The 21,072-nt window shown below is 67.4% G+C and carries 17 protein-coding genes and 2 pseudogenes; 6 read left to right on the forward strand and 13 right to left on the reverse strand.

Translation table 11 applies throughout. From position 1 onward, the window contains the following. The first annotated feature begins 37 nt into the window (after positions 1–37). The 6 genes and pseudogenes from katG (at position 38) to ubiA (ending at position 5,194) form a co-directional block, all read left to right on the forward strand. Positions 38–2,224, forward strand: coding sequence for a catalase/peroxidase HPI (gene katG, locus BG90_RS10940; protein WP_010117011.1), 2,187 nt, complete (start codon positions 38–40; stop codon positions 2,222–2,224). Between the two features lie 104 nt (positions 2,225–2,328). Further along, positions 2,329–2,493, forward strand: a complete 165-nt coding sequence (locus BG90_RS36720; protein ID WP_038802009.1) for a hypothetical protein — start codon at positions 2,329–2,331, stop codon at positions 2,491–2,493. Between the two features lie 184 nt (positions 2,494–2,677). Continuing rightward, positions 2,678–3,166, forward strand: coding sequence for a non-specific DNA-binding protein DpsA (gene dpsA / locus BG90_RS10945; protein WP_010106264.1), 489 nt, complete (start codon positions 2,678–2,680; stop codon positions 3,164–3,166). Between the two features lie 271 nt (positions 3,167–3,437). Continuing rightward, the gene (locus BG90_RS10950; RefSeq protein ID WP_025989986.1) at positions 3,438–3,899 is read left to right on the forward strand and encodes a winged helix-turn-helix transcriptional regulator; all 462 of its coding nucleotides are present in this window, start codon (positions 3,438–3,440) and stop codon (positions 3,897–3,899) included. Between the two features lie 96 nt (positions 3,900–3,995). Beyond that, positions 3,996–4,151: pseudogene (locus BG90_RS34975) on the forward strand (IS481 family transposase); the annotation flags it as partial. A gap of 179 nt (positions 4,152–4,330) precedes the next feature. Then, entirely contained in the window at positions 4,331–5,194 is an 864-nt protein-coding gene (gene ubiA / locus BG90_RS10955) for a 4-hydroxybenzoate octaprenyltransferase (RefSeq protein WP_010117006.1), read from the forward strand. A 468-nt stretch (positions 5,195–5,662) separates the two neighbouring features. Here the strand turns inward: ubiA and BG90_RS10965 are convergent, their stop codons facing one another. From BG90_RS10965 to BG90_RS11025, 13 genes and pseudogenes are all read right to left on the reverse strand, one after another. Then, the gene (locus BG90_RS10965) at positions 5,663–6,643 is read right to left on the reverse strand and encodes an NAD(P)-dependent oxidoreductase (protein WP_038802010.1); all 981 of its coding nucleotides are present in this window, start codon (positions 6,641–6,643) and stop codon (positions 5,663–5,665) included. A 13-nt stretch (positions 6,644–6,656) separates the two neighbouring features. After that, positions 6,657–7,484 carry a DMT family transporter gene (locus BG90_RS10970; RefSeq protein ID WP_025989985.1) on the reverse strand — a complete coding sequence of 276 codons (828 nt, stop codon included), beginning with the start codon at positions 7,482–7,484 and terminating at the stop codon, positions 6,657–6,659. 124 nt (positions 7,485–7,608) lie between these two features. Then, positions 7,609–8,325 carry a LuxR family transcriptional regulator gene (locus tag BG90_RS10975; protein WP_010106254.1) on the reverse strand — a complete coding sequence of 239 codons (717 nt, stop codon included), beginning with the start codon at positions 8,323–8,325 and terminating at the stop codon, positions 7,609–7,611. Positions 8,326–8,383: 58 nt separating this feature from the next. Then, positions 8,384–9,580, reverse strand: a complete 1,197-nt coding sequence (locus BG90_RS10980; protein ID WP_010106252.1) for a 2-aminoethylphosphonate aminotransferase — start codon at positions 9,578–9,580, stop codon at positions 8,384–8,386. Then, positions 9,577–10,413, reverse strand: coding sequence for a phytanoyl-CoA dioxygenase family protein (locus tag BG90_RS10985; protein WP_010106250.1), 837 nt, complete (start codon positions 10,411–10,413; stop codon positions 9,577–9,579). The genes BG90_RS10980 and BG90_RS10985 overlap by 4 nt, the downstream gene beginning before the upstream one ends. Before the next feature lie 66 nt (positions 10,414–10,479). After that, positions 10,480–11,721 carry a pyridoxal phosphate-dependent aminotransferase gene (locus BG90_RS10990; protein WP_038802008.1) on the reverse strand — a complete coding sequence of 414 codons (1,242 nt, stop codon included), beginning with the start codon at positions 11,719–11,721 and terminating at the stop codon, positions 10,480–10,482. A gap of 363 nt (positions 11,722–12,084) precedes the next feature. Further along, positions 12,085–12,957: pseudogene (aepX, locus tag BG90_RS10995) on the reverse strand (phosphoenolpyruvate mutase); the annotation flags it as partial. Positions 12,958–13,962: 1,005 nt separating this feature from the next. Continuing rightward, entirely contained in the window at positions 13,963–14,775 is an 813-nt protein-coding gene (gene proC, locus BG90_RS11000) for a pyrroline-5-carboxylate reductase (protein ID WP_010116998.1), read from the reverse strand. A gap of 28 nt (positions 14,776–14,803) precedes the next feature. Beyond that, a complete protein-coding gene (locus tag BG90_RS11005) occupies positions 14,804–15,502 on the reverse strand; it encodes a YggS family pyridoxal phosphate-dependent enzyme (protein WP_010116997.1) in 699 nt (232 codons plus the stop codon). A gap of 120 nt (positions 15,503–15,622) precedes the next feature. Next, positions 15,623–16,849, reverse strand: a complete 1,227-nt coding sequence (glcF, locus tag BG90_RS11010; RefSeq protein WP_010106243.1) for a glycolate oxidase subunit GlcF — start codon at positions 16,847–16,849, stop codon at positions 15,623–15,625. A 6-nt stretch (positions 16,850–16,855) separates the two neighbouring features. Continuing rightward, complete coding sequence (gene glcE / locus BG90_RS11015; protein ID WP_038802750.1) at positions 16,856–17,944, reverse strand: glycolate oxidase subunit GlcE; 1,089 nt, start codon at positions 17,942–17,944, stop codon at positions 16,856–16,858. Positions 17,945–18,033: 89 nt separating this feature from the next. Then, a complete protein-coding gene (locus BG90_RS11020) occupies positions 18,034–19,527 on the reverse strand; it encodes an FAD-linked oxidase C-terminal domain-containing protein (protein WP_010106234.1) in 1,494 nt (497 codons plus the stop codon). Between the two features lie 67 nt (positions 19,528–19,594). Next, positions 19,595–21,001, reverse strand: coding sequence for an FAD-binding oxidoreductase (locus BG90_RS11025; RefSeq protein ID WP_010116989.1), 1,407 nt, complete (start codon positions 20,999–21,001; stop codon positions 19,595–19,597). Positions 21,002–21,072: the final 71 nt, after the last annotated feature.

The following is a 21,072-nucleotide window of genomic DNA, read 5'->3' on the forward strand; positions in this document are numbered from 1 at the left end:
GAGCCGCGTGGGCGTACATGAACAAAGGAGAAATCGCATGTCGAATGAAGCGAAGTGCCCGTTCCATCACACCGCGGGCAGCGGTACGTCGAACCAGGACTGGTGGCCCAGTCAGCTCGACCTGAAGATCCTGCACCAGCACTCGTCGCTGTCCGATCCGATGGACAAGGATTTCAACTACGCGGAAGCGTTCGAGAAGCTGGACCTCGCGGCCGTGAAGAAGGATCTCCATGCGCTGATGACCACGTCGCAGGACTGGTGGCCGGCCGACTTCGGCCACTACGGCGGCTTGTTCATCCGCATGGCGTGGCACAGCGCGGGCACGTACCGCACGGCCGACGGCCGCGGCGGCGCGGGCGAAGGGCAGCAGCGCTTCGCGCCGCTCAACAGCTGGCCCGACAACGCGAACCTCGACAAGGCGCGCCGGCTGCTGTGGCCGATCAAGCAGAAGTACGGGCGCAACATCTCGTGGGCCGACCTGCTGATCCTGACCGGCAACGTCGCGCTCGAATCGATGGGCTTCAAGACCTTCGGCTTCGCCGGCGGCCGTGCGGACACGTGGGAGCCCGAGGACGTCTACTGGGGCTCGGAAAAGATCTGGCTGGAGCTGAGCGGCGGCCCGAACAGCCGCTACTCGGGCGACCGCGACCTCGAGAGCCCGCTGGCCGCCGTGCAGATGGGCCTGATCTACGTGAACCCCGAAGGTCCGGACGGCAACCCCGATCCGGTCGCCGCGGCGCGCGACATTCGCGAAACGTTCGCGCGGATGGCGATGAACGACGAAGAGACGGTCGCGCTGATCGCGGGCGGGCACACGTTCGGCAAGACTCACGGCGCGGGCGACGCGTCGCTCGTCGGCGCCGAGCCGGAAGCGGCCGGGCTCGAGGAGCAGGGCCTCGGCTGGAAGAGCCGTTTCGGCTCGGGCAAGGGCGCGGACGCGATCACGAGCGGGCTGGAAGTCGTGTGGACGACGACGCCGACGCAGTGGAGCAACGGCTTCTTCGCGAACCTGTTCGGCTACGAATGGGAGCTGACGAAGAGCCCGGCCGGCGCGCACCAGTGGGTCGCGAAGGGCGCCGACGCGGTGATTCCCGATCCGTTCGATCCGTCGAAGAAGCGGCTGCCGACGATGCTGACGACCGACCTGTCGCTGCGCTTCGATCCCGCGTACGAGAAGATCTCGCGCCGCTTCTACGAGCATCCCGACCAGTTCGCCGACGCGTTCGCGCGCGCATGGTTCAAGCTGACGCACCGCGACATGGGGCCGCGTGCGCGCTATCTCGGCCCGGAAGTGCCGGCCGAGGAACTGCTGTGGCAGGACCCGATTCCGGCCGTCGACCACAAGCTGATCGACGACGCCGACATCGCCGCGCTGAAGGGCAAGATCCTCGCGTCGGGGCTGTCCGTGTCGCAACTGGTGTCGACGGCGTGGGCGTCGGCATCGACGTTCCGCGGTTCCGACAAGCGCGGCGGCGCGAACGGCGCGCGCATCCGCCTCGCGCCGCAAAAGGACTGGGAAGCGAACCAGCCCGAACGGCTCGCGAAGGTGCTCGAGACGCTCGAAGGCGTGCAGAAGGCGTTCAACGACGCGCAGACGGGCGGCAAGAAGGTGTCGCTCGCCGACCTGATCGTGCTGGCCGGCGCGGCTGGCGTCGAGCAGGCCGCAAAGAACGCGGGCCACGCGGTGACGGTGCCGTTCGCGCCGGGTCGCATGGATGCGTCGCAGGCGCAGACCGACGTCGAGGCGATGGCCGTGCTCGAGCCGGTTGCGGACGGTTTCCGCAACTACCTGAAGGGCAAATACGCGATTCCGGCCGAGGTGCTGCTGGTCGACAAGGCGCAGTTGCTGACGCTGACCGCGCCGGAGATGACGGTGCTGCTGGGCGGCCTGCGCGTGCTGGGCGCGAACGCCGGGGATGCGAAGCACGGCGTGTTCACCGCGCGTCCGCAAGCGCTGACCAACGACTTCTTCGTGAACCTGCTCGACATGGGCACGGAATGGAAGCCCGTGTCGGCCGCGAACGAGGTGTTCGAAGGGCGCGACCGCGCGACGGGGCAGGTCAAGTGGACGGGCACGCGCGTCGACCTCGTGTTCGGCTCGAACTCGCAGTTGCGCGCGCTGGCCGAGGTCTACGGCAGCGCGGACGCGCAGGAGAAGTTCGTGCGCGACTTCGTCGCGGTCTGGAACAAGGTGATGAACCTCGACCGCTTCGACCTCGCGTGATCGCGGCATCGTGCCGCTGACGCGGCGACGGAACGGGAAACGGCCGGTCACATGACCGGCCGTTTCCCTCCGGGCCGCCGGTATCGTTTCAAGGAGTGACGGTCATGACGCAAATGATGCTCGACATGCGCTCGGCGCTCGCGGCGCCGGCCAGGCGCGCGAGCGCCGTCGCGTTGCGGAGGCTGGTCGGCTTCGCGATCGCGGGCGGCGGCGCGGCCGTGCTGATCGCTCAGGCCGCGCATCGCATCGCGGCTGCCGCGGGCGGTTGAGCGCGCATCCGATTCGCGCAAATTGCGCGATCGCGATCTAAGCTAAACTGGTGCGGCCCGGACGCGCATGTCGCAGACGCGCATGTCGCAGACGCGCACGTCGCAGACGCGCATGTCGCGCCCGGCATGCGGATTTTTCGATGCATTTTCGCCGGTTCGAACCATCGGACAAGGAGTCTCGAGGATGGCCAAGAAAAGCAACGCAACTCAGATCAACATCGGCATCAGCGACAAGGATCGCAAGAAGATCGCGGAAGGGTTGTCCCGTCTGCTCGCCGACACGTACACGCTGTACCTGAAGACGCACAACTTCCACTGGAACGTGACGGGCCCGATGTTCAACACGCTGCACCTGATGTTCGAGGAGCAGTACAACGAGCTGTGGCTCGCCGTCGATCTCGTCGCGGAGCGCATCCGCACGCTCGGCGTCGTCGCGCCGGGCACCTATCGCGAATTCGCAAAGCTGTCGTCGATTCCCGAGGCGGACGGCGTGCCGGCCGCCGAGGACATGATCCGCCAGCTCGTCGAGGGGCACGAGGCCGTCGTGCGCACCGCGCGGTCGATCTTTCCGGACGCCGACGCGGCAAGCGACGAGCCGACCGCCGATCTGCTGACGCAGCGGCTGCAGACGCACGAGAAGACCGCGTGGATGCTGCGCTCGCTGCTTGCCTGAGCGGCGCATGCGCGGGCGGGCGGCGCCGAGCCGGCCCGAATCCCGATTTCGATTTCGATCGACTCGATGAAAGCCTCTCGCGGCCCGGCTGCGGGAGGCTTTTTCGTATAGGCGGCGCGCCGGGTCCGCGACCGGCGCGCGCGAACGCGTCGTGGCCCGATGTTCGCGCGGCGATTGGCGAGCCGCGCAGACGGTTTTAGAATGCAACTCATCGTCTGCAACGCGCGCGGCCCGGCGCCGCGCTTCAAGACTTCCCGATTCCCGCAAGCCCATGGCCCGACGTAAAGACATGAGCGCCGACGACTGCCCCGTCGCGCGCGCGGTGGACGCGGTCGGCGATCGCTGGTCGCTCCTCATCGTGCGCGACGCGTTCGACGGCGTGCGCCGCTTCACCGAATTCCAGCGCAACCTCGGCATCGCGCGCAACATGCTCGCCGACCGGCTGAAGACGCTCGTCGATTCGGGCGTGCTCGCGGCGGCGCCCGCGTCCGACGGCTCCGCGTACCAGGAGTACGTGCTGACCGACAAGGGGCGCGCGCTCTTTCCGGTCGTCGTCGCGCTGAGGCAGTGGGGCGAGTCGCAACTGTTCGCGGCGGGCGAGCCTCATTCGCGCCTCGTCGAGCGGCGCAGCGGCCGGCCGGTGGCCGCGATGGCGCCGCGCACGCACGGCGGCCGCGTGCTGCGGCCGGAGGATGCGATCGTCGACAAGCTCGGCGCGGACGGCGAGCGCTAGCTGGGAAGCTTCAATGGGTTGTATCGATGGTTCATTCGGGCTGAGTCCGGGCGACTGGAAATCTCCAAACACCCAACCTTCCAGGAACCCGGCCGGATGAACACCCATAAGAATGCCCGGCTCACCTTTGCTCGTCGACTTGGGATGGTTCAGGAGATTGCCGCATACGGCTGGACCGTGGCTCGAGCGGCAGCCGATCACGGCGTGGCGGCGTCGTCGGCGTTGCCGTCATGGCGCCGGCCGCTGAACCGACGAAGTGGCCCGTCGACGCGCACGCACCTGCGCCGCCCGCATTCCGCATGCGGCCGGCGAGCAGGGCGCAAAGGGACGTAAAAAGGGGCAAAAACGCGAGCCCCGCGTTTTTGCCGCAAATCCCGCGCGGTTCTACAATGCCGGAGTTACGTTTCCGGGCCTCCCGCCCGTTCACCCCGATGCTCGCCCGTTTCCCTCTCTATTTGCGGCTGATCCGGATGGACAAGCCGATCGGCAGCCTGCTGCTGCTCTGGCCGACGCTGAACGCGCTGTGGATCGCGGCCGGCGGCCATCCGGCGCCGTCGCTCGTCGTCATTTTCGCGCTTGGCACGCTGCTGATGCGCTCGGCCGGCTGCGCGATCAACGACTACGCGGATCGCGATTTCGACCGCCACGTGAAGCGCACCGCCGACCGCCCGCTCACGTCGGGCAAGATCCGCGCGTGGGAGGCGATCGCGATCGCCGTCGGTCTCGCGCTCGTGTCGTTCCTGCTGATTCTGCCGCTCAATACGCTGACGAAGGAACTGTCGGTCGTCGCGGTGTTCGTCGCGGCGACCTATCCGTTCATGAAGCGCTTCTTCGCGATTCCGCAGGCGTACCTCGGCATCGCGTTCGGTTTCGGGATCCCGATGGCGTTCGCCGCCGTGCAGGACACGGTGCCGACGATCGCATGGATGATGCTGGCGGCGAACGTGTGCTGGTCGGTCGCGTACGACACCGCGTACGCGATGGTCGATCGCGACGACGACCTGAAGATCGGCATGCGCACGTCGGCGATCACGTTCGGCCGCCACGACGTGCTCGCGATCATGCTCTGCTATGCGGCGATGCTCGGCATCTACGTGTGGCTCGGCGCGACGCTGCATTTCGGCTGGCCGTACTGGGCGGGCTGGATCGCCTCGGTCGGCTGCGCGATCTATCACTACACGCTGATCAAGGACCGCGAGCGGATGGCGTGCTTCGCCGCGTTCAAGCACAACAATTGGCTCGGCGGCGCGCTGTTCGCGGGGATCGTCGCGCACTACGCGCTGACTGCGCTGTAGGCGTCGCGCCGTCGGGCGCTCGCCCGTCGTGCGACGAAGAAAGGAAAGCGGCCGTCGGGCCGCTTTCTTGTTTGTGCGCTGAGCGTGGACGCGTGGCTCGTCCGCGCGCGCGAAATTCACGAGACCTTGCATCGAGGTGCGGGCGCCTTTCGTTCGTGCAACTCGGTCATGCGATCGTGTTGCCGCATCCGCATCCGCATCCGCATCCGCATCCGCATCCGCATCCGCATCCAAGACCAAGACCAAGACCAAGACCAAGACCAAGACCAAGACCAAGACCAAGACCAAGACCAAGACCAAGACTGGCGCCAGGCTCGAGTTCAATTCCGCGTCTGCGTCTTCGCGATCCACGAGAATCGCTCAACGGCATTCGCCCGGCCTCAATGATCGGCGATGACCTCGCATCCGGTATCCGTATCGCCCGGTGCGCCTCGAGCGAATCCATCGGCGCGCCGCGCAACGCCCGCTTCAGTGTCGCGTGCGTTCCGCGATCGATCGAACCGGATAGGGCACCGCCGTTCCGGCGACATGCGATCGGACATTTTCGAGCGCCATTCGGGCGACCGCGTGCTGGGCCTCCTGCGTCTCCGCCGCGACGTGCGGCGTGAGGATCACGTTCGGCAGACGCCGCAAGCTTTCGCCGACGTTCGGCTCGTCGGCGAATACGTCGAGCCCGGCCCAGCCGAGTCTTTGTTCGGACAGCGCGTCGATCAGCGCGGCTTCGTCGACGAGCGAGCCGCGGGCGATGTTGACGATGGCCCCGGCCGGCCCGATCGCATCGATGACGTCGCGGCCGACGAGGCCGCGGTTGCGCTCGTCCGCCCGGCATGCGACGACGAGATGATCGGCCCATCGCGCAAGGTCGAGCGCGGCGGAAAAGAAAGGGAGACCCGACTCGGGCTTCGCCCGCAATGCGGTGTATCCGACTTGCGCCTCCATCGCGACGAGTCGCGATGATATCCGTCGTCCGATCGCCCCGAGACCGACGACGCCGACGCGCGCGCCGGCAAGGCCGCGTCCGCCGACGAACGGGATCGGGCGCGCGACTCGCCAATTCCCGCCGGCGACGAATCGATGCAGGTCGGGAAGCTGTCGCACGCATGCCAGCAGCAGGCAGATCGCGAATTCCGCGACCGCCGATGCATTGGCGTCAGGGCAGTGGGCGACGACAATGTGTCGATCGCGCGCGGCAGCGAGGTCGACGCCTTCGAACCCCGAGCCGCAGCAGCAGATCATCGACAGGTTCGGCAGCCGCGCCATCGCGTCCCGGGTGGCGCCGATCCGGCCGACGGTCAGCAGGATCTCCGCATGCTCGGCGCCGCTGAGGTCCGCCTGCGGGTCTGACAGATCGACCGGGCCCGCGACCGGAAACTCGCGTCGAACGGCATCGAGGGTGGCGTCGGGCGTGCAGAGCGTTGCCAGGATGCCGGGAGACCGATCGGCTTTCATCGTGCGAGCAATCTCAGGCGCCAATGCAAATCGCGCCGGCCGCGATCACGACGCACGATACGAATCGCTTTGCGGTGACCTGTTCGTTCAGGAAGATTCGGCCGATCAGGACGGCGAACACGACGCTCGTTTCCCGGATCGCGGACACCGCGCCCATCGCGCCGAATTGCATCGCCCAGACGACGATGCCGTACGCGACGATCGATACGATCCCGCCGGCGACCGACGAGCCGATGTCGATCCTGGGCGCCTTCAGCGCGCCCCAGCCCCGGTTCGTCACGAACACGACGGGCATCAACGCGTAGAACACGAAAGTCCATGCGACATATGAGACCGAATCGCCGGACAGGCGCACGCCGATGCCGTCGATGACCGTGTATAGCGCGATCGTGACGCCCGTCAGCAGCGCCGCCGCGGCGTTCGCGCACGAGACCTTGCTGCGCTGCCACGCGAGACTGATGATCCCGACCGAAACCAGTGCGACGCCGAACACGTGTAGCGCGCCGAGACGCTCGCCGGCGAAGAGCGCCGCGCCGAGCGTGACGAGGAGCGGAGACGAGCCGCGGGCGATCGGATAAGCCTCGCCGAGATCGCCGCGCCGATACGCATGGACGAGGCTCAGGTTGTAGGCGATGTGGACGAACCCCGAGGCGACGACGTACGGCCAGGACGGAGCGGCGGGAACGGGCAGGAACGCGACGAAGACGATCGCGACGGCGGCGATTTCGATGCTCATCCACGTCATCGACAGGAAGCGATCCCGATTGCCGTGCAGAATCGCATTCCATGACGCGTGCAGCACCGCTGCCAGCAACACCAATCCACCGACATAGCTGATCATTTCGCCGATCCGATATTGGGACAACGAGAGGGATCGTCTCACTCTAATTGATGATCGTCTGCTCAGTCAAACGGCCTGCCGATATCAGGCTTTCGGCGGAAATCGGCCGATCGTCGAATTTCATTTACACCACGCCGGAGGCCATCGCTTTCAATACGGCGAGATGCCTCGATTGAACGTCGAATTTCGCCATTAATTTCTTCACGTGATAAAGCACGCCGTTCTCCGATATGCCCAGTATCATCGCGATCTCCCAGCTCGATTTTCCCGCGGCGATCCATTTCAGGCATTCGAGCTCGCGATGGGTCAATGGCGCGCTCGGCTCATGGTCCGGCCGGTTCGAAATGCGCTCCATGCCTTCGCGAACGAACGCGGCGGCGAGCGCTCCTTGCGCGAAAGTCGCCGGCGCATGTTTCGCGGACAGGCTCGTCGTTCCGCCGGCCGAGCGCGACGCGAGACTCAATATGCTGACTTCGCCATGCCTCGAATGCACCGGAAAACTCGCGCCCGCGACGAGCCCGTGACCGCGAGCGTCTTCCATGAAGTTCCGCTGTTCGCGGCAATGGCAGATGCCGTCGTTCCATTGCAGCGGAATCAGGCGGTGCCCGCAGTGCCGCACGACCGGATCGATTCGAATGTATCCCGATGACTTGTATTTTTCCTGCCAGGCCATCGGGTAATTCGAGACTGTCTTGACCGGATTTTCCGGTTTTCGCATGTCGGAAAGCGTGCCGTAAAAGAAATAATCGAAGCCGAGTCTCGCCGCGATTCTGGACAGGATGTCATGGATATCGCGTTCCGTTTTCGCGGACGATGTTTGATCGAGAATATCCTGCGTCAATCTCTCGTGTCTCATGATGACTCGCCGGAAACGAATGGCCGATGACGGTTGGCCGATTTCAGGCCGCGGGCGGCGTTCGCGCCTCCGCGCGCCGCGTCCCGCCCGGTTCGCGATGCGGCGCCGCGCCCGCCGGCAGCGACGCGACGAATTCGGACATGCGCCGGACGAGTTCGTCGACGTCGGCGTCGTCGATTTCTCCAATCACGCCGACCCGGAACGAGTCCGGATTCCAGTGCCTGGTCGGATAGATTTCGAGCCCGTGCTCGAACAGGTATTGCTCGAGCGCGGCGACACGGCCGCGGACATGGGGGGGCGTCGCGAACGTGGTGATGATCGGCGCGCGGTTCGCGGCGTCGATGACGGGCGCGATGCCGACACGCGCAAGCCCGTCGACGAGCCGCTGCGCGCGCCGCCGATACGACGCGAGGCGCGCGGCCTGTCCGCCGGCTTCGTCGTACTCGTCGATCGCCCGATCGAGCGCGCGCATGATCTGGATCGGCGGCGTGTACCGCCACTGACGAGTCGATTCGAGCGCGCGATGTTGCGCGAGCAGATCGAGACTCAGCGTGCGCGGGCGAGGACGGCGCATCAGCGCCGTTTCGTCGGCGATCACGAATCCGAGGCCGGGCAGGCCGTGAAGACACTTGTTCGACGACAGCGCGACTGCCGCGAGCGTCCGCCCGGCGAAATCGAGCGGATAGGCGCCGAACGTGCTGATTGCGTCGAGCAGCACGCGCCGGCCGTGCCGCGCGGCGAGCGAGACCAAGCCCGCGACGTCGTTGAGCACGCCGAGCGCGGTCTCGAAGTGAACGGCCGCGACGTGCGTGACGTGAGGGCTCGCGGCGAGCGCGCGGTCGACGAGCGGCAGATCGAATCGCTCGGTGTGGCCGCATGCGAGCGCATCATGCCGGATGCCGTGAATCCGGCATATCTCCGTCATTCGCTCGCTGTACGCGCCGTTTTCGACGATCAGCACGTGATCGTCGTCGGCCAGCAGGCTGCACAGCATCGCCTCGACGGCGAATGTCCCGCTGCCCTGGATCGGCACCACGCTGTAGCCGCTGCCGCAGCCGGCGATGCGTGCGATCTTCGCCCTCAAGCGCTGAGTGAGCGCCGTCGCGGACGGGCTGCGCGAGCCGAGATCGACCGCGGCTGCGGCGCGCACCGCATCCGACGTGGTGAGCGGGCCCGGCGTGAAGAGGCGGTGCCGCGTGACGGACGTGCGCGATGTTCTTTCGGCGGCGTCATCGTTCATTTGGGCGCCTCCTGGACCGCGCTGTGACGAGTCGGCGTGGCGACGTGGAAGATCGGGTTGTCCGGCCGGCTGCGTTTCGCGCGGTAGTACAGTTCGTACAGGTCGCCTTCGCTCGCGGGATTGAACGTGAAGAACAGCATGCGGCGCGTCGCTCCCGACCGGTTCGGCTCGGAGCGGTGCGGGACGTACGAGTCGAACAGGATCACGTCGCCCGGCTGCGCCTCGACGAGCGTCCACGTCATCCGGGCGGCGAGCTCGTCGACGATGTCGCCGTTGCGCGGCCCGCCCTCGTAGCTCGGCAGCGCGGCGAGCAAGCCGCGCGGCGTCCGCGTCGACGGCGCGCCGGCCGACAAGCCGCGCCGGGCGTCGGCCATCTCGAGGCCGCCGTTCGCCGCGACTGCGGGATCGAGCGCCAGCGCGGCCGTGACCTGATAGCGGGTCGGGAAATGGCGATAGGCGGTGATGTCCTGATGCGCGGTGAATGCGCCGCCGCCCGGGAGCTTCAGGTTGCATTTGTCCTTGAAGAGCGACACGGGCTCGCCGAGCACGCTTTCGATCAAATGCGCGAGACGCGGGACGAGCGACCGCTTCACATAGGCGGACGCCCCGGCCAGATATTCGAACCTGCACAACGCGTGCGGATCGGCGCGCTCGGCGACCGCGATGACGGCGCCGGCATCGGCGCGCGCGCCCGGGTTCTCGACGAGGCGGCGCGCGGCCTGCGACGCCAATCGCTCGTATTCGGCCTCGATGCGGGAAAGATCGATCCGTGTGTCGCGATGCGGCAGGCGGACGTAGCCGCGTTCGTGAAAGGAATCACGCAGTGTGTTCATCGCAAGCGCCCCGTGGAGTCGAGAGCAATCGGAAAGCGAAGGGCGGCGCGGCCGCCCGTCGCCGATTCAATTCGCGTGCTCCATCCGTTCGAGCGCCTGCTCGAAAGCCTGCTGCTGCGTGCACAGAACGAGGCGGACGTGGTCGTTCCCGAGTCTTCCGTATGCCGAGCCGGGCACGACCGCCACCTTGCGCTGCTCGAGAAGGAATCGCGCGACTTCGTCGCCGATCGGCACGCCGTCCCGGCGATAGGCGGCCGGCAGCTTCTGGTGGAAGCCGCGCACGTCCGGGAACAGGAACATCGCGCCGAGCGGGCGCCGCGTCCATCGATAGCCGGCATCGGCCGACAGGCGCTTGACCGCGGCGACGTTGCGCGCACGCAGATCGTCGACGATCCGCGCAAGCCAGCCGTCGCGCCTCGGGTCGCCGATGATGCGCGTCGCGATGCGCTCGTACTGGATGTTGACGCCGAGGTACAGATAGTCGTGCGCCTTCGCCGCTTGATCGATGACGTGAGCCGGCGCGACCATCCAGCCGATCCGCAAGCCGGGCAGGCCGAATTTCTTCGAGAAGCTGTTGACGAGGATCGCGTTGCGGGCGAGCGGCGCGAACGTGCTCGCGGGCGCGTGCGGCCGCTCGAAATGCATCACGTCGTAGACCTCGTCGTGAATGACCCAGGTGCCGTGCTTGTCGGCCACTTCGGCGATGCGCCGCCAGTCCTCGTGGCTCGCCACGTAGCCGGTCGGATTTTCGGGCGAGTTCACGATGAACGCCTTCGCGCCGTCGAACAGCGCGTCGTCCGCGAGGCTGTCCGCGTATTCGTGCTGCGACGGCGCCCGGCGAAGGCGGCGCGGCACGCGATCGAGCGTCGCGACGGTGCGAGCGTACAGCTGATACGACGGATCGCCGACGATCACCGGATCGCCGGCCGCCGACGTCACGAGGAGCGCGAGCGTGATGGCTTCCACGCCGCCGTGCGTCGTCATGATCTCCCGCTCGGGATCGAGCAGCAGCCCGTAGCGATCGCGGTACCAGCCGGCGATCGCCTCGCGCAGCGCGAGGCTTCCGCGCGGGTCCTCGTAGCGCTTCGCGCCGTCGAGGAACGCGTTGAGCGACAGATCCTCGCGGGAGAGGTCGTCGAGCAGATGCGCGGGCGGCCCGAAGACGGGCTCGCCGAAGCTCAGGTTCGCGATCTGCGGATCGGCCTTCGCGCGAAGCGAAATGGCCTTCGACGCATAGATGTCCATGTCGACGAGGACCGGATTCAGCTCCGTGGGGAAGACACCGGGAGAAACTCGAGTTGTTTGCATGGTGCGCTCACGTTCGTAGTGGTGATGGGACGAGGGCGGGGCGCGGCCGGATTGCGCGACGGCGCTCGCCGATGGTTCGCAACCGCGGGACAAGCGGCCGTCCATCGAGCGATGGCCGCTTGTCCCGCCCGCGCCGGACGCCTGCGAGGCCGTCCGGCGGCGGCGCCCGGCGCAATGGCCGGACGCTCGAGCCTGTCCGTCGATCCGATGGCGATCGGGACGCGGAGCCGCTTCGGCTCGCGCAGCGCGGATGTGTTCGACGCAGCGATGAACGCTTCGCGTCGCGCGCCGCTCCGCGCGCGGGATCGCGCTAAGCCGCATCCCGGTCCGTCGCGCGCCGGACGGACGACATCGTGTGAATCACGCAGTGAAGTACTTGCGCTCGGCGGCCTGCACTTCGAATTCGCCGGTGAGCTCGAAGATGTCGTTCAACGTCGCGATTTCGTGTTCGATCCCGGCGACGGTCTGGCTCTCGTAGATCGCGCGCGTCACCCGCCGAATGTTGGTCACGGACGCGCGCAGGCTGTGATTGGCCCAGATCACGGCGGACACCTGCGCGTCGCGGAACGCGGCCGTCGGCGTCTTGTAGTATTTCGTCGGCACGATGATGACCGGGGCGCGCCGCGACCATTGATTGCAGAAGTCGAGAATCTCCTGCCCGTCGGTCTTCTTCGAGTGGATCAGGATCGCGTCCGCGCCCGCTTCGCGGTACGCGTCCGCGCGCTGGAGGGCCTCCTCCATCGGGCAGCCGCTGACGAGCGCCTCGATTCGCGCCACGACGCAGAAATCCGGATCGATCTGACTGTCCTTCGCCGCGCGCAGCTTGCCGCAGAATTCCGCGATGTCCGCGAGATCCTGGCCCGACCCGACGAACGAATTCGTCTTCGGGAAAAGCTTGTCTTCGAGGCACACGCCGGCAATGCCGAGCTGCGAGAGCTTCTTGACCAGCCGGCGCACGTTGTTGAAGTTGCCGAAGCCGGTGTCGCCGTCGAGCAGGATCGGCACGGACGTGTGGTCGGCCATGAATTCGACGACGTCGACAACCTGGGTCCACGAGGCTTCGTTGCGGTCGGTCAGTCCGAGCGACGCGGAGATCGACAGGCCCGAACCCCATATCGCCTTGAAGCCGGCTTCCTCGGCAATTCTCGCGCTGAGCGCGTTATGGGCCTCCATGAGGAATTCCAGTTCGTTTCCGCAAATCAGTTCTTTCAGGACGCGTGCTTTTGTCTTTTTCATAGACTCACCTTTCCTAGGGTCTTCTGATCGCCGGATGCCGATCGTCTGCAATGAATCGGCGTGCTGTCCGGAATTTGGTATGCAATGGACCGACGCATTAATGTCGAATGTCATCGCCCCAGTTTAAATTTTATTAGACATCTTTCTGTCATATTTAAACACTACAAGAAGATGTAGGGTGATGCGGGAAAAAACGGAGCGGGCCTGGGAGTATTGGGGGCGGTGAAGTAGAAATTTCCGGGATTTGGCGGGCTGGTCAAAATTGGATATCGTCAGCGTGAAATTCCGATATTTTAGTATTTGACCCTGATCTTTCATGTCTCCCATAAATATTTTGGATGATAATTTATTGGAAAATCATTCAATTGAAAATGGATCGTTTATAAGTCGCTTGTGTATCTTGATGAAGATGTTTATTGAATGATATCGACAATGTGCATTTTGATTCGGCCGCGAAACACGAATAATCCCGGGCCGGTTTCCACGGAACCGATGCGCGATATTGCCTGATCGCGTGCTCGACGCGTACCGCAACCGTCCGTGCGCGGTTGCGCCGCGGCGGCCGTCGGCGCGTGCGTGCAGGACGCGCGACCGCAGTGCAATCGCGTCGAGACAGTATGCGGACTCCGGATGCGTCGCGATGCGCGGTGAGCTACCGATGCTCCGGGCAGCGCGACATCGCGAGGTAGCGCGCCATGTCGTGTAGCGCGGCGGCGTGCGACGTGACGACGGATCGGCATCCGACATCGAATGCGGGACCAAGGCCGGTCCGCACGAGGCTCGCTGCCGCGAGGCATATGGGCGTTCGCCGGCGCGTCGGAAGCACAGACGGAACGTGACGACACCGGGGAGGAAGCGTCGAGCGTTCGTCGCAAGCGTCACGCGGGCGGGAACCGGCGCGCCGGTTATCGAACCGAGGGCGCGCCGTCCGAAAAAGGGCGGGGATATCGCCCACCAGTCGAGCTCGGACGCGGCGGATCGCGCCCGAGCTCGACGAACCACCGATTACGCCGCGCCGAGCTCGTCGCCCATTTCCTTCGCGCGCGCCTGCGCGGCGAGCACGCCGCGCACGATGGCCTCTTTCACGCCCTGCGCGTCGAACGACGCGAGCGCGGCCGCCGTCGTGCCGCCCTTCGACGTCACGCGCTCGCGCAGCACGCTCGCCGGCTCGCCAGACTGCACGGCAAGCTGCGCGGCGCCCGCGAACGTCGCGACCGCGAGCGCGCGGCCTTGTTCGTCGTTCATTCCGAGCTGGCGCGCCGCTTCCTGCAGCGCCTCGATGAAGTAGAACACGTACGCGGGGCCGCTGCCCGAGATCGCGGTGACGGCGTCGAGCTGCGATTCGTCGTCGAACCAGACGGTTTCGCCGGCCGCGCCGAGCACCTTCGACGCGAGGTCGCGGCCCGCCGCGTCGACGTCCGGCAGCGCGGAGAGGCCGGTCACGCCGAGGCCGACGAGCGCCGGCGTGTTCGGCATCGTGCGCACGACCCGCGGGTAGTCGCCGAGCCAGCGCGACAGGTCGGCGCCGCGAATCCCGGCCGCGATGCTGACGACAAGCTGCGCCGACAGATGCGGCGTGAGCGCCGCCGCGACGTCCTTCAGCACCTGCGGCTTCACGGCGAGCACGATCGCGTCGTAGCCGGCGAGCGCGCCGTCGATCGCGGCGGCCGTGCGCACGCCGAATTGCGCTTGCGCGCGCTCGCGCGCGTCTTCGTTGACGTCGACGGCGAGCAGATCGCCTGCCGGGACGCCGCGCTTGACGAGTCCGCCGATCAACGCGGCTGCCATGTTGCCGCCGCCGATGAATGCGATTTTCATGATGAGGTCGTTTGGAGAAGTGACGGGTTCAGTGGGAATACTCGCGCGCGCCGAAGATCGCGGTGCCGATCCGGACGATCGTCGCGCCTTCGGCGACGGCGGCCTCGAGATCGTCCGACATGCCCATCGACAGCGTGTCGAGCGCGAGCCCGTCGGCGCGCAGTCGTTCGAAGAGCGCGTGCAGCGCGCGGTGCGGCGCGCGTTTCGCATCGGGATCGTGCGCGGGTTCGGGAATCGCCATCAGTCCGCGCAGCCGCAGCGCGGGCAGCGCGGCGACCGCGCGCGCGAGCTCGGCGGCCTCCGCGGGCGCGACGCCGCTCTTCGACGCCTCGCCGCTGATGTTCACCTGCACGCACACATCGAGAGGCGGCAGGTGCGCGGGCCGCTGCTCGGACAAGCGCTGCGCGATCTTCAGCCGGTCGACCGTGTGCACCCAGTCGAAGCGCTCGGCGACGGCCCGCGTCTTGTTCGACTGCAGCGGACCGATGAAATGCCATTCGAGCTCGGCGCGCAGATCGGCGAGCGATTCGATCTTGTCGATCGCCTCCTGCACGTAGTTCTCGCCGAACGCGCGCTGGCCGGCCGCATGCGCGGCGCGCACCGCGCCGGCCGGAAACGTCTTCGACACCGCGAGCAGCGTGACCGCGCGCGGCTCGCGTCCGGCCGCGCGCGCGGCGTCTTCGATGCGGTGATGAACGGAGGCGAGGCGGGCGGCGAGATCGGACATGTCGGGACGAACGGAACGTGAGGCGTGCGCCGGGCGGCGTGCCGCGGCGCGCGACGGATGCGGGAATTATACGGACAACCGGCGCGCGCGAAGCGGCACGCGGCGCGGGGCCGTGCCGCGTCAACCGTACAGCAGGTTCTCGACGAGCTGCACCCAGTGCACGACGGGCACTTGCGTGCCGCTTTGCAGATGCGCGATGCAGCCGATGTTCGCCGAGACGATCATCTGCGGCTCGGTCGCCTGCAGCTTCGCGAGTTTCTGCTTGCGCAGCTTGTACGCGAGTGACGGCTGCGTGAGCGAGTAGGTGCCCGCCGAGCCGCAGCACAGATGACTGTCGGCGGGCAGGCGCACTTCGATGCCGAGCGCTTCCAGCAGCCGCTCGACCTTGCCGCGCAATTGCTGGCCGTGCTGCAGCGTGCACGGCGGATGATAGGCGACCGTATGAATCCCGCGCCGGCGCGTGAGCGCGATCAGCTCGGCCTCGAAGCCGCCGAGCAGCTCGGACAGGTCCTTCGTCAGCTCGACGATGCGGCGCGCCTTGTCCGCGTACGCCGGATCGCCGCGCAACAGGTGCGCGTATTCGAGCACCGTCGCGCCGCAGCCGGACGCGTTCATCACGATCGCCTCGACGCCGCGCTCGACATGCGGCCACCACGCGTCGATGTTGCGGCGCGCGTCGTCGAGCGCCTCGTCGTGATAGCCGAGGTGCAGCCGGATCGCGCCGCAGCAGCCGGCTTCGGGCGCGACCACCGTTTCGATGCCGAGCGCGTCGAGCACGCGCGCGGTCGCGATGTTGATGTTCGGCATCATCGACGGCTGCACGCAGCCCGCGAGCATCAGCACGTGGCGCTCGCGCTGCGCGGTCGGCCACGCGAGGAGGCGTGCGCGCGGCGGCACCTTGTCGCGCAGCCGCTTCGGCAGCAGCGGCCGCACGTGCTGGCCGAGCCGCATCACGGGCGCGAACACGGCGGCGTTCGGCACGAAGCTCGCGAGCAGGCGCCGCGTGAGCCGCTGCGACAGCGGCCGCGACACTTTCGTCTCGACGACCTTGCGGCCGATGTCGACGAGCCGGCCGTACTCGACGCCGGACGGGCAGGTCGTCTCGCAGCTTCGGCACGTGAGGCAGCGATCGAGATGCTGCTGCGTGCTGCGCGAGACGTCCGCGCCTTCGAGCATCTGCTTGATCAGATAGATGCGCCCGCGCGGGCCGTCGAGTTCGTCGCCGAGCAGTTGATAGGTCGGGCAGGTCGCGGTGCAGAAGCCGCAGTGCACGCACTTGCGCAGGATCGCGTCGGCGTCGTCGCCGTCGGGCGTATTGCGGATGAAATCGGCGAGGTTCGTCTGCATCGCGCTTTAGAGATCGGGGTAGAGCCGGCCGCGGTTGAAGATGCGCGCCGGATCGAACGCGGTCTTCAGGCCGCGGTGGATTTTCATCAGCGGCGCGGGCAGCGGCGTGAACACGCCCGCGCTGCGGTCGTAGCTTCCGCTCGCGCGAAAGAGCGTCGCGTGGCCGCCCGTCTGCTTCGCGCTCATCCGCACCGTCTGCGCGTCGGCGTCCGTGATCCACCAGCGCTGCGCGCCGCCCCATTCCATCATCTGCGTGCCGGGCAGCTGCATCGGCTCGGTGATCGACGGCAGCGACAGGCGCCACAGCGCGTGGCCCGGCGCGAGCGACGAGAAGAACGGATCGCTCTGCTCGCGCACGCCGTACCAGAAGCGCTCGGCCTCGACCGCGTCGACGACTTCGCCGCCGAGCACGTTCTTCGCGCTCTTCACGGCCGCTTCCGCACCGGACAGGCGCAGCACGAGCGTGCCGTATCGCCACGCGCTCGCGGACAGCGGAAACGGGCGGCCCGCCCATTCGTTGAGCTTGCGCACCGCGTCGGTTGCGCTCATGTCGAATTTCAGCGTGACTTCGGCGGCGGGGACGGGCAGCACCTTGATCGACAGATCGAGCATCAGCCCGAGCGTGCCGAGCGAGCCCGCCATCAGGCGCGACACGTCGTAGCCCGCGACGTTCTTCACGACCTGTCCGCCGAAGCGCAGGACGTCGCCGCGCCCGTTCAGCAGCGTCACGCCGAGCACGAAATCGCGCGGCGCGCCCGTCGTCGCGCGGCGCGGGCCGGCGAGGCCCGCCGCGACCGCGCCGCCGATCGTCGCGCCGCGCCCGAAGTGCGGCGGCTCGAACGGCAGCATCTGGCCGCGCTCGGCGAGCGTTTCCTCGAGCTCGGCGAGCGACGTGCCCGCGCGCGCGGTGACGACGAGCTCCGCCGGGTCATACGACACGATGCCCTGATGCGCGCGGGTGTCGAGAATTTCCCCGTCGAGCGCCTGGCCGTACCAGTCCTTCGTGCCGCCGCCGCGTATGCGCAGCGCGCGGCCGCTCGCCGCGGCGTCGCGGATGCGAGCCGCCCAGCCTGCGACGATGTCGTCCTCTTCCATGGCGTTCTGTTTCGTTGTTCGTTTCGGTCGATTTTACCGGGGTGGCGCAATAGCACATTCGGGCGAACCCCTTAGACCGCGCGCGAGCGTCAGAAGCGCGGCAGGTCCGGATGCGGCAGCAGCCCGCCGCGCACGTGCATCCGGCCGTATTCGGCGCAGCGCGCGCGGGTCGGAATCCCCTTGTCCGGATTCAGCAGCTCGGGCGGATCGAACGCGCGCTTGACCGCGAAGAACGCGTCGCACTCCTGCGGCGAGAACTGCACGCACATCGAATTCAGCTTCTCGACGCCGACGCCGTGCTCGCCCGTCACCGTGCCGCCGAATTCGACGCAGGTCTCGAGGATGTCCGCGCCGAACGCTTCCGCGCGGTGCAGCTCGTCGGGATCGTTCGCGTTGAACAGGATGAGCGGGTGCATGTTGCCGTCGCCCGCATGGAACACGTTGATGCAGCGCAACCCGTATGTCTTCTCCATCTGCTCGATGCGCGCGAGGAGCGGCCCGATCGCGCGGCGCGGCACCGTGCCGTCCATGCAGTAATAGTCAGGCGAAATGCGGCCCGCGGCCGGGAATGCGTTCTTGCGGCCCGACCAGAATCGCAGCCGCTCGGCTTCGCTGCGCGATATCTGGATGCGCGTCGCGCCGTGCTCGCGCAGCACCGCGGTCATCCGCACGATCTCCTCGGCGACTTCTTCCTGCGTGCCGTCCGATTCGCACAGCAGGATCGCGGCCGCGTCGAGATCGTAGCCCGCGTGCGTGAATGCCTCGACCGCCTGCGTCGCCGGCTTGTCCATCATTTCGAGGCCCGCGGGGATGATGCCCGACGCGATGATCGCCGCGACCGCCTCGCCGCCCTTGACGACGTCGTCGAAGCTCGCCATCACGAGCTGCGCGGCCTGCGGCTTCGGGATCAGCCTGACCGTGACCTCGGTGACGATGACGAACATTCCTTCGCTGCCGATCGTGACGGCGAGCAGGTCGAGGCCGGGCGTGTCGAGCGCGAGCGAGCCGAACTCGACGATCTCGCCGTCGCTCGTCACGCCGCGCACGCGCAGCACGTTGTGGCACGTGAGCCCGTACTTCAGGCAATGAACGCCGCCCGAGTTTTCGGCGACGTTGCCGCCGATCGTGCATGCGATCTGCGACGACGGATCGGGTGCGTAGTAGAGCCCGTACGGCGCGGCGGCTTCGGAAATCGCGAGATTGCGCACGCCCGGCTGGATCGTCGCCGTGCGCGCGTACGAATCGATTTCGACGATCCGCGTGAAGCGCGCGAGCGACAGCACGACGCCGTGCCCGATCGGCAGCGCGCCGCCCGACAGGCTCGTGCCCGCGCCGCGCGGGACGATCGGCACGTCCATCCGCCGGCAGATCTGCGCGATCCGCTGCACCTGCGATTCGGTCTCCGGCAGCACGACCGCGAGCGGCAGCCGGCGGTATGCGGAAAGCGCGTCGCACTCGTACGCGGCCGTGTCCTCGTCGCGGTACAGCAGGCAGTGGGTCGGCAGCACGGCCATCAGCGCCTGCACGACCTCGCGCTGGCGCTGCGCGCGCAGATCGGCCGACAGTTCGGCGGGGGCGTTCATGTCTCCTCCTGGTCCGCGACGGACGGCCCGATGTCGTTCGCCGGTCTCGTCGCTGGCTTCGTTTTCGTCATGCGTCGATCGTGAAGATCTTGCCGGGATTCATCAGATTGTTCGGATCGAGCGCGAGCTTGATCGCGCGCATCGCGTCGACCGCGTTCTCGCCGTGCTCGGCCGCGAGAAAGCGCATCTTGTGCAGCCCGATGCCGTGCTCGCCCGTGCAGGTGCCGCCCATCCGCAGCGCGCGCTCGACGATCCGGTCGTTGAGCGCTTCGGCTTCGGCGAGCTCCTCGGGCTTCGAAGGATCGATCAGGATCGCGACGTGGAAGTTGCCGTCGCCGACGTGGCCGACGATCGGGCACGGCAGCGACGACGCTTTCAGGTCGACCTCGGTTTCCTCGACGCACGCGGCGAGCTGCGAGATCGGCACGCAGACGTCGGTCGTCACCGCGCGGCAGCCGGGCTTCAGTTGCAGCATCGAGAAATAGGCGTGATGGCGCGCGGACCATAGGCGCGTGCGGTCTTCGGGACGCGTCGCCCATTCGAAACCCTGGCCGCCGTTCTGCGCGGCGAGCTCCTCGACTTGCTGCGCCTGCTCGCGCACGCCGGATTCGGTGCCGTGGAATTCGAAGAAAAGCGTCGGCGCCTCGGCGAGCCCGAGATGCGCGTTGCGATTGATCGCGCGCACGGCGAGCGCGTCGACGAATTCGACGCGCGCGATCGGCACGCCGATCTGGATCGTCTCGATCACGGTGCGCGCGGCGGCGCTCATCGACGGAAACGCGCACACGGCGGCCGACGCCGCCTCGGGTTGCGGATGCAATCGCAGCGTGATCTCGGTGATCACGCCGAGCGTGCCTTCCGATCCGACGAAAAGCCGCGTGAGATCGTAGCCCGCCGACGACTTGCGCGCGCGCGTGCCGGTCTTCACGATGCGGCCGTCCGCGAGCACCACGGAAAGGCCGAGCACGTTCTCGCGCATCGTGCCGTAGCGCACCGCGTTCGTGCCCGATGCGCGCGTCGCGGCCATCCCGCCGATGCTCGCGTCCGCGCCCGGGTCGATCGGAAAGAAGAGGCCGGTGTCGCGCAGCGCGTCGTTGAGCGCGCGGCGCGTGACGCCGGGCTCGACGGTCGCGGTCATATCGTCGGCGTCGATCGACAGCACGCGGTTCATCTCCGACAGATCGAGCGACACGCCGCCGCGCACGGCAAGCAGATGGCCTTCGAGCGACGAGCCGACGCCGTACGGGATCAGCGGCACGGCGTGCCGGGCGCAGAGGAGGACGACGTCGCGCACGTCGTCGGCCGTGCGCGCGAACACGACGGCGTCCGGCAGTTGCGGATCGAAAGGAGACTCGTCGCGGCCGTGATGGGCGCGCACGGCTTCCGCAGTCGACATGCGCGAGGCGAACCGGGCGGCGAGCGCGTCGACGAACGCTGCGGGAAGCGGGCGATGCGGCGGGGCGGGGTGGTTCACGCGAGTCTCCTGGGGGCAGATCTTTATGGCAGGCGCCGCGGCGAGGCGGCCGAATCATTTTACGCTCGAAA

Origin of the sequence: Burkholderia oklahomensis C6786, assembly GCF_000959365.1 — a bacterium.
GTDB lineage: Bacteria > Pseudomonadota > Gammaproteobacteria > Burkholderiales > Burkholderiaceae > Burkholderia > Burkholderia oklahomensis.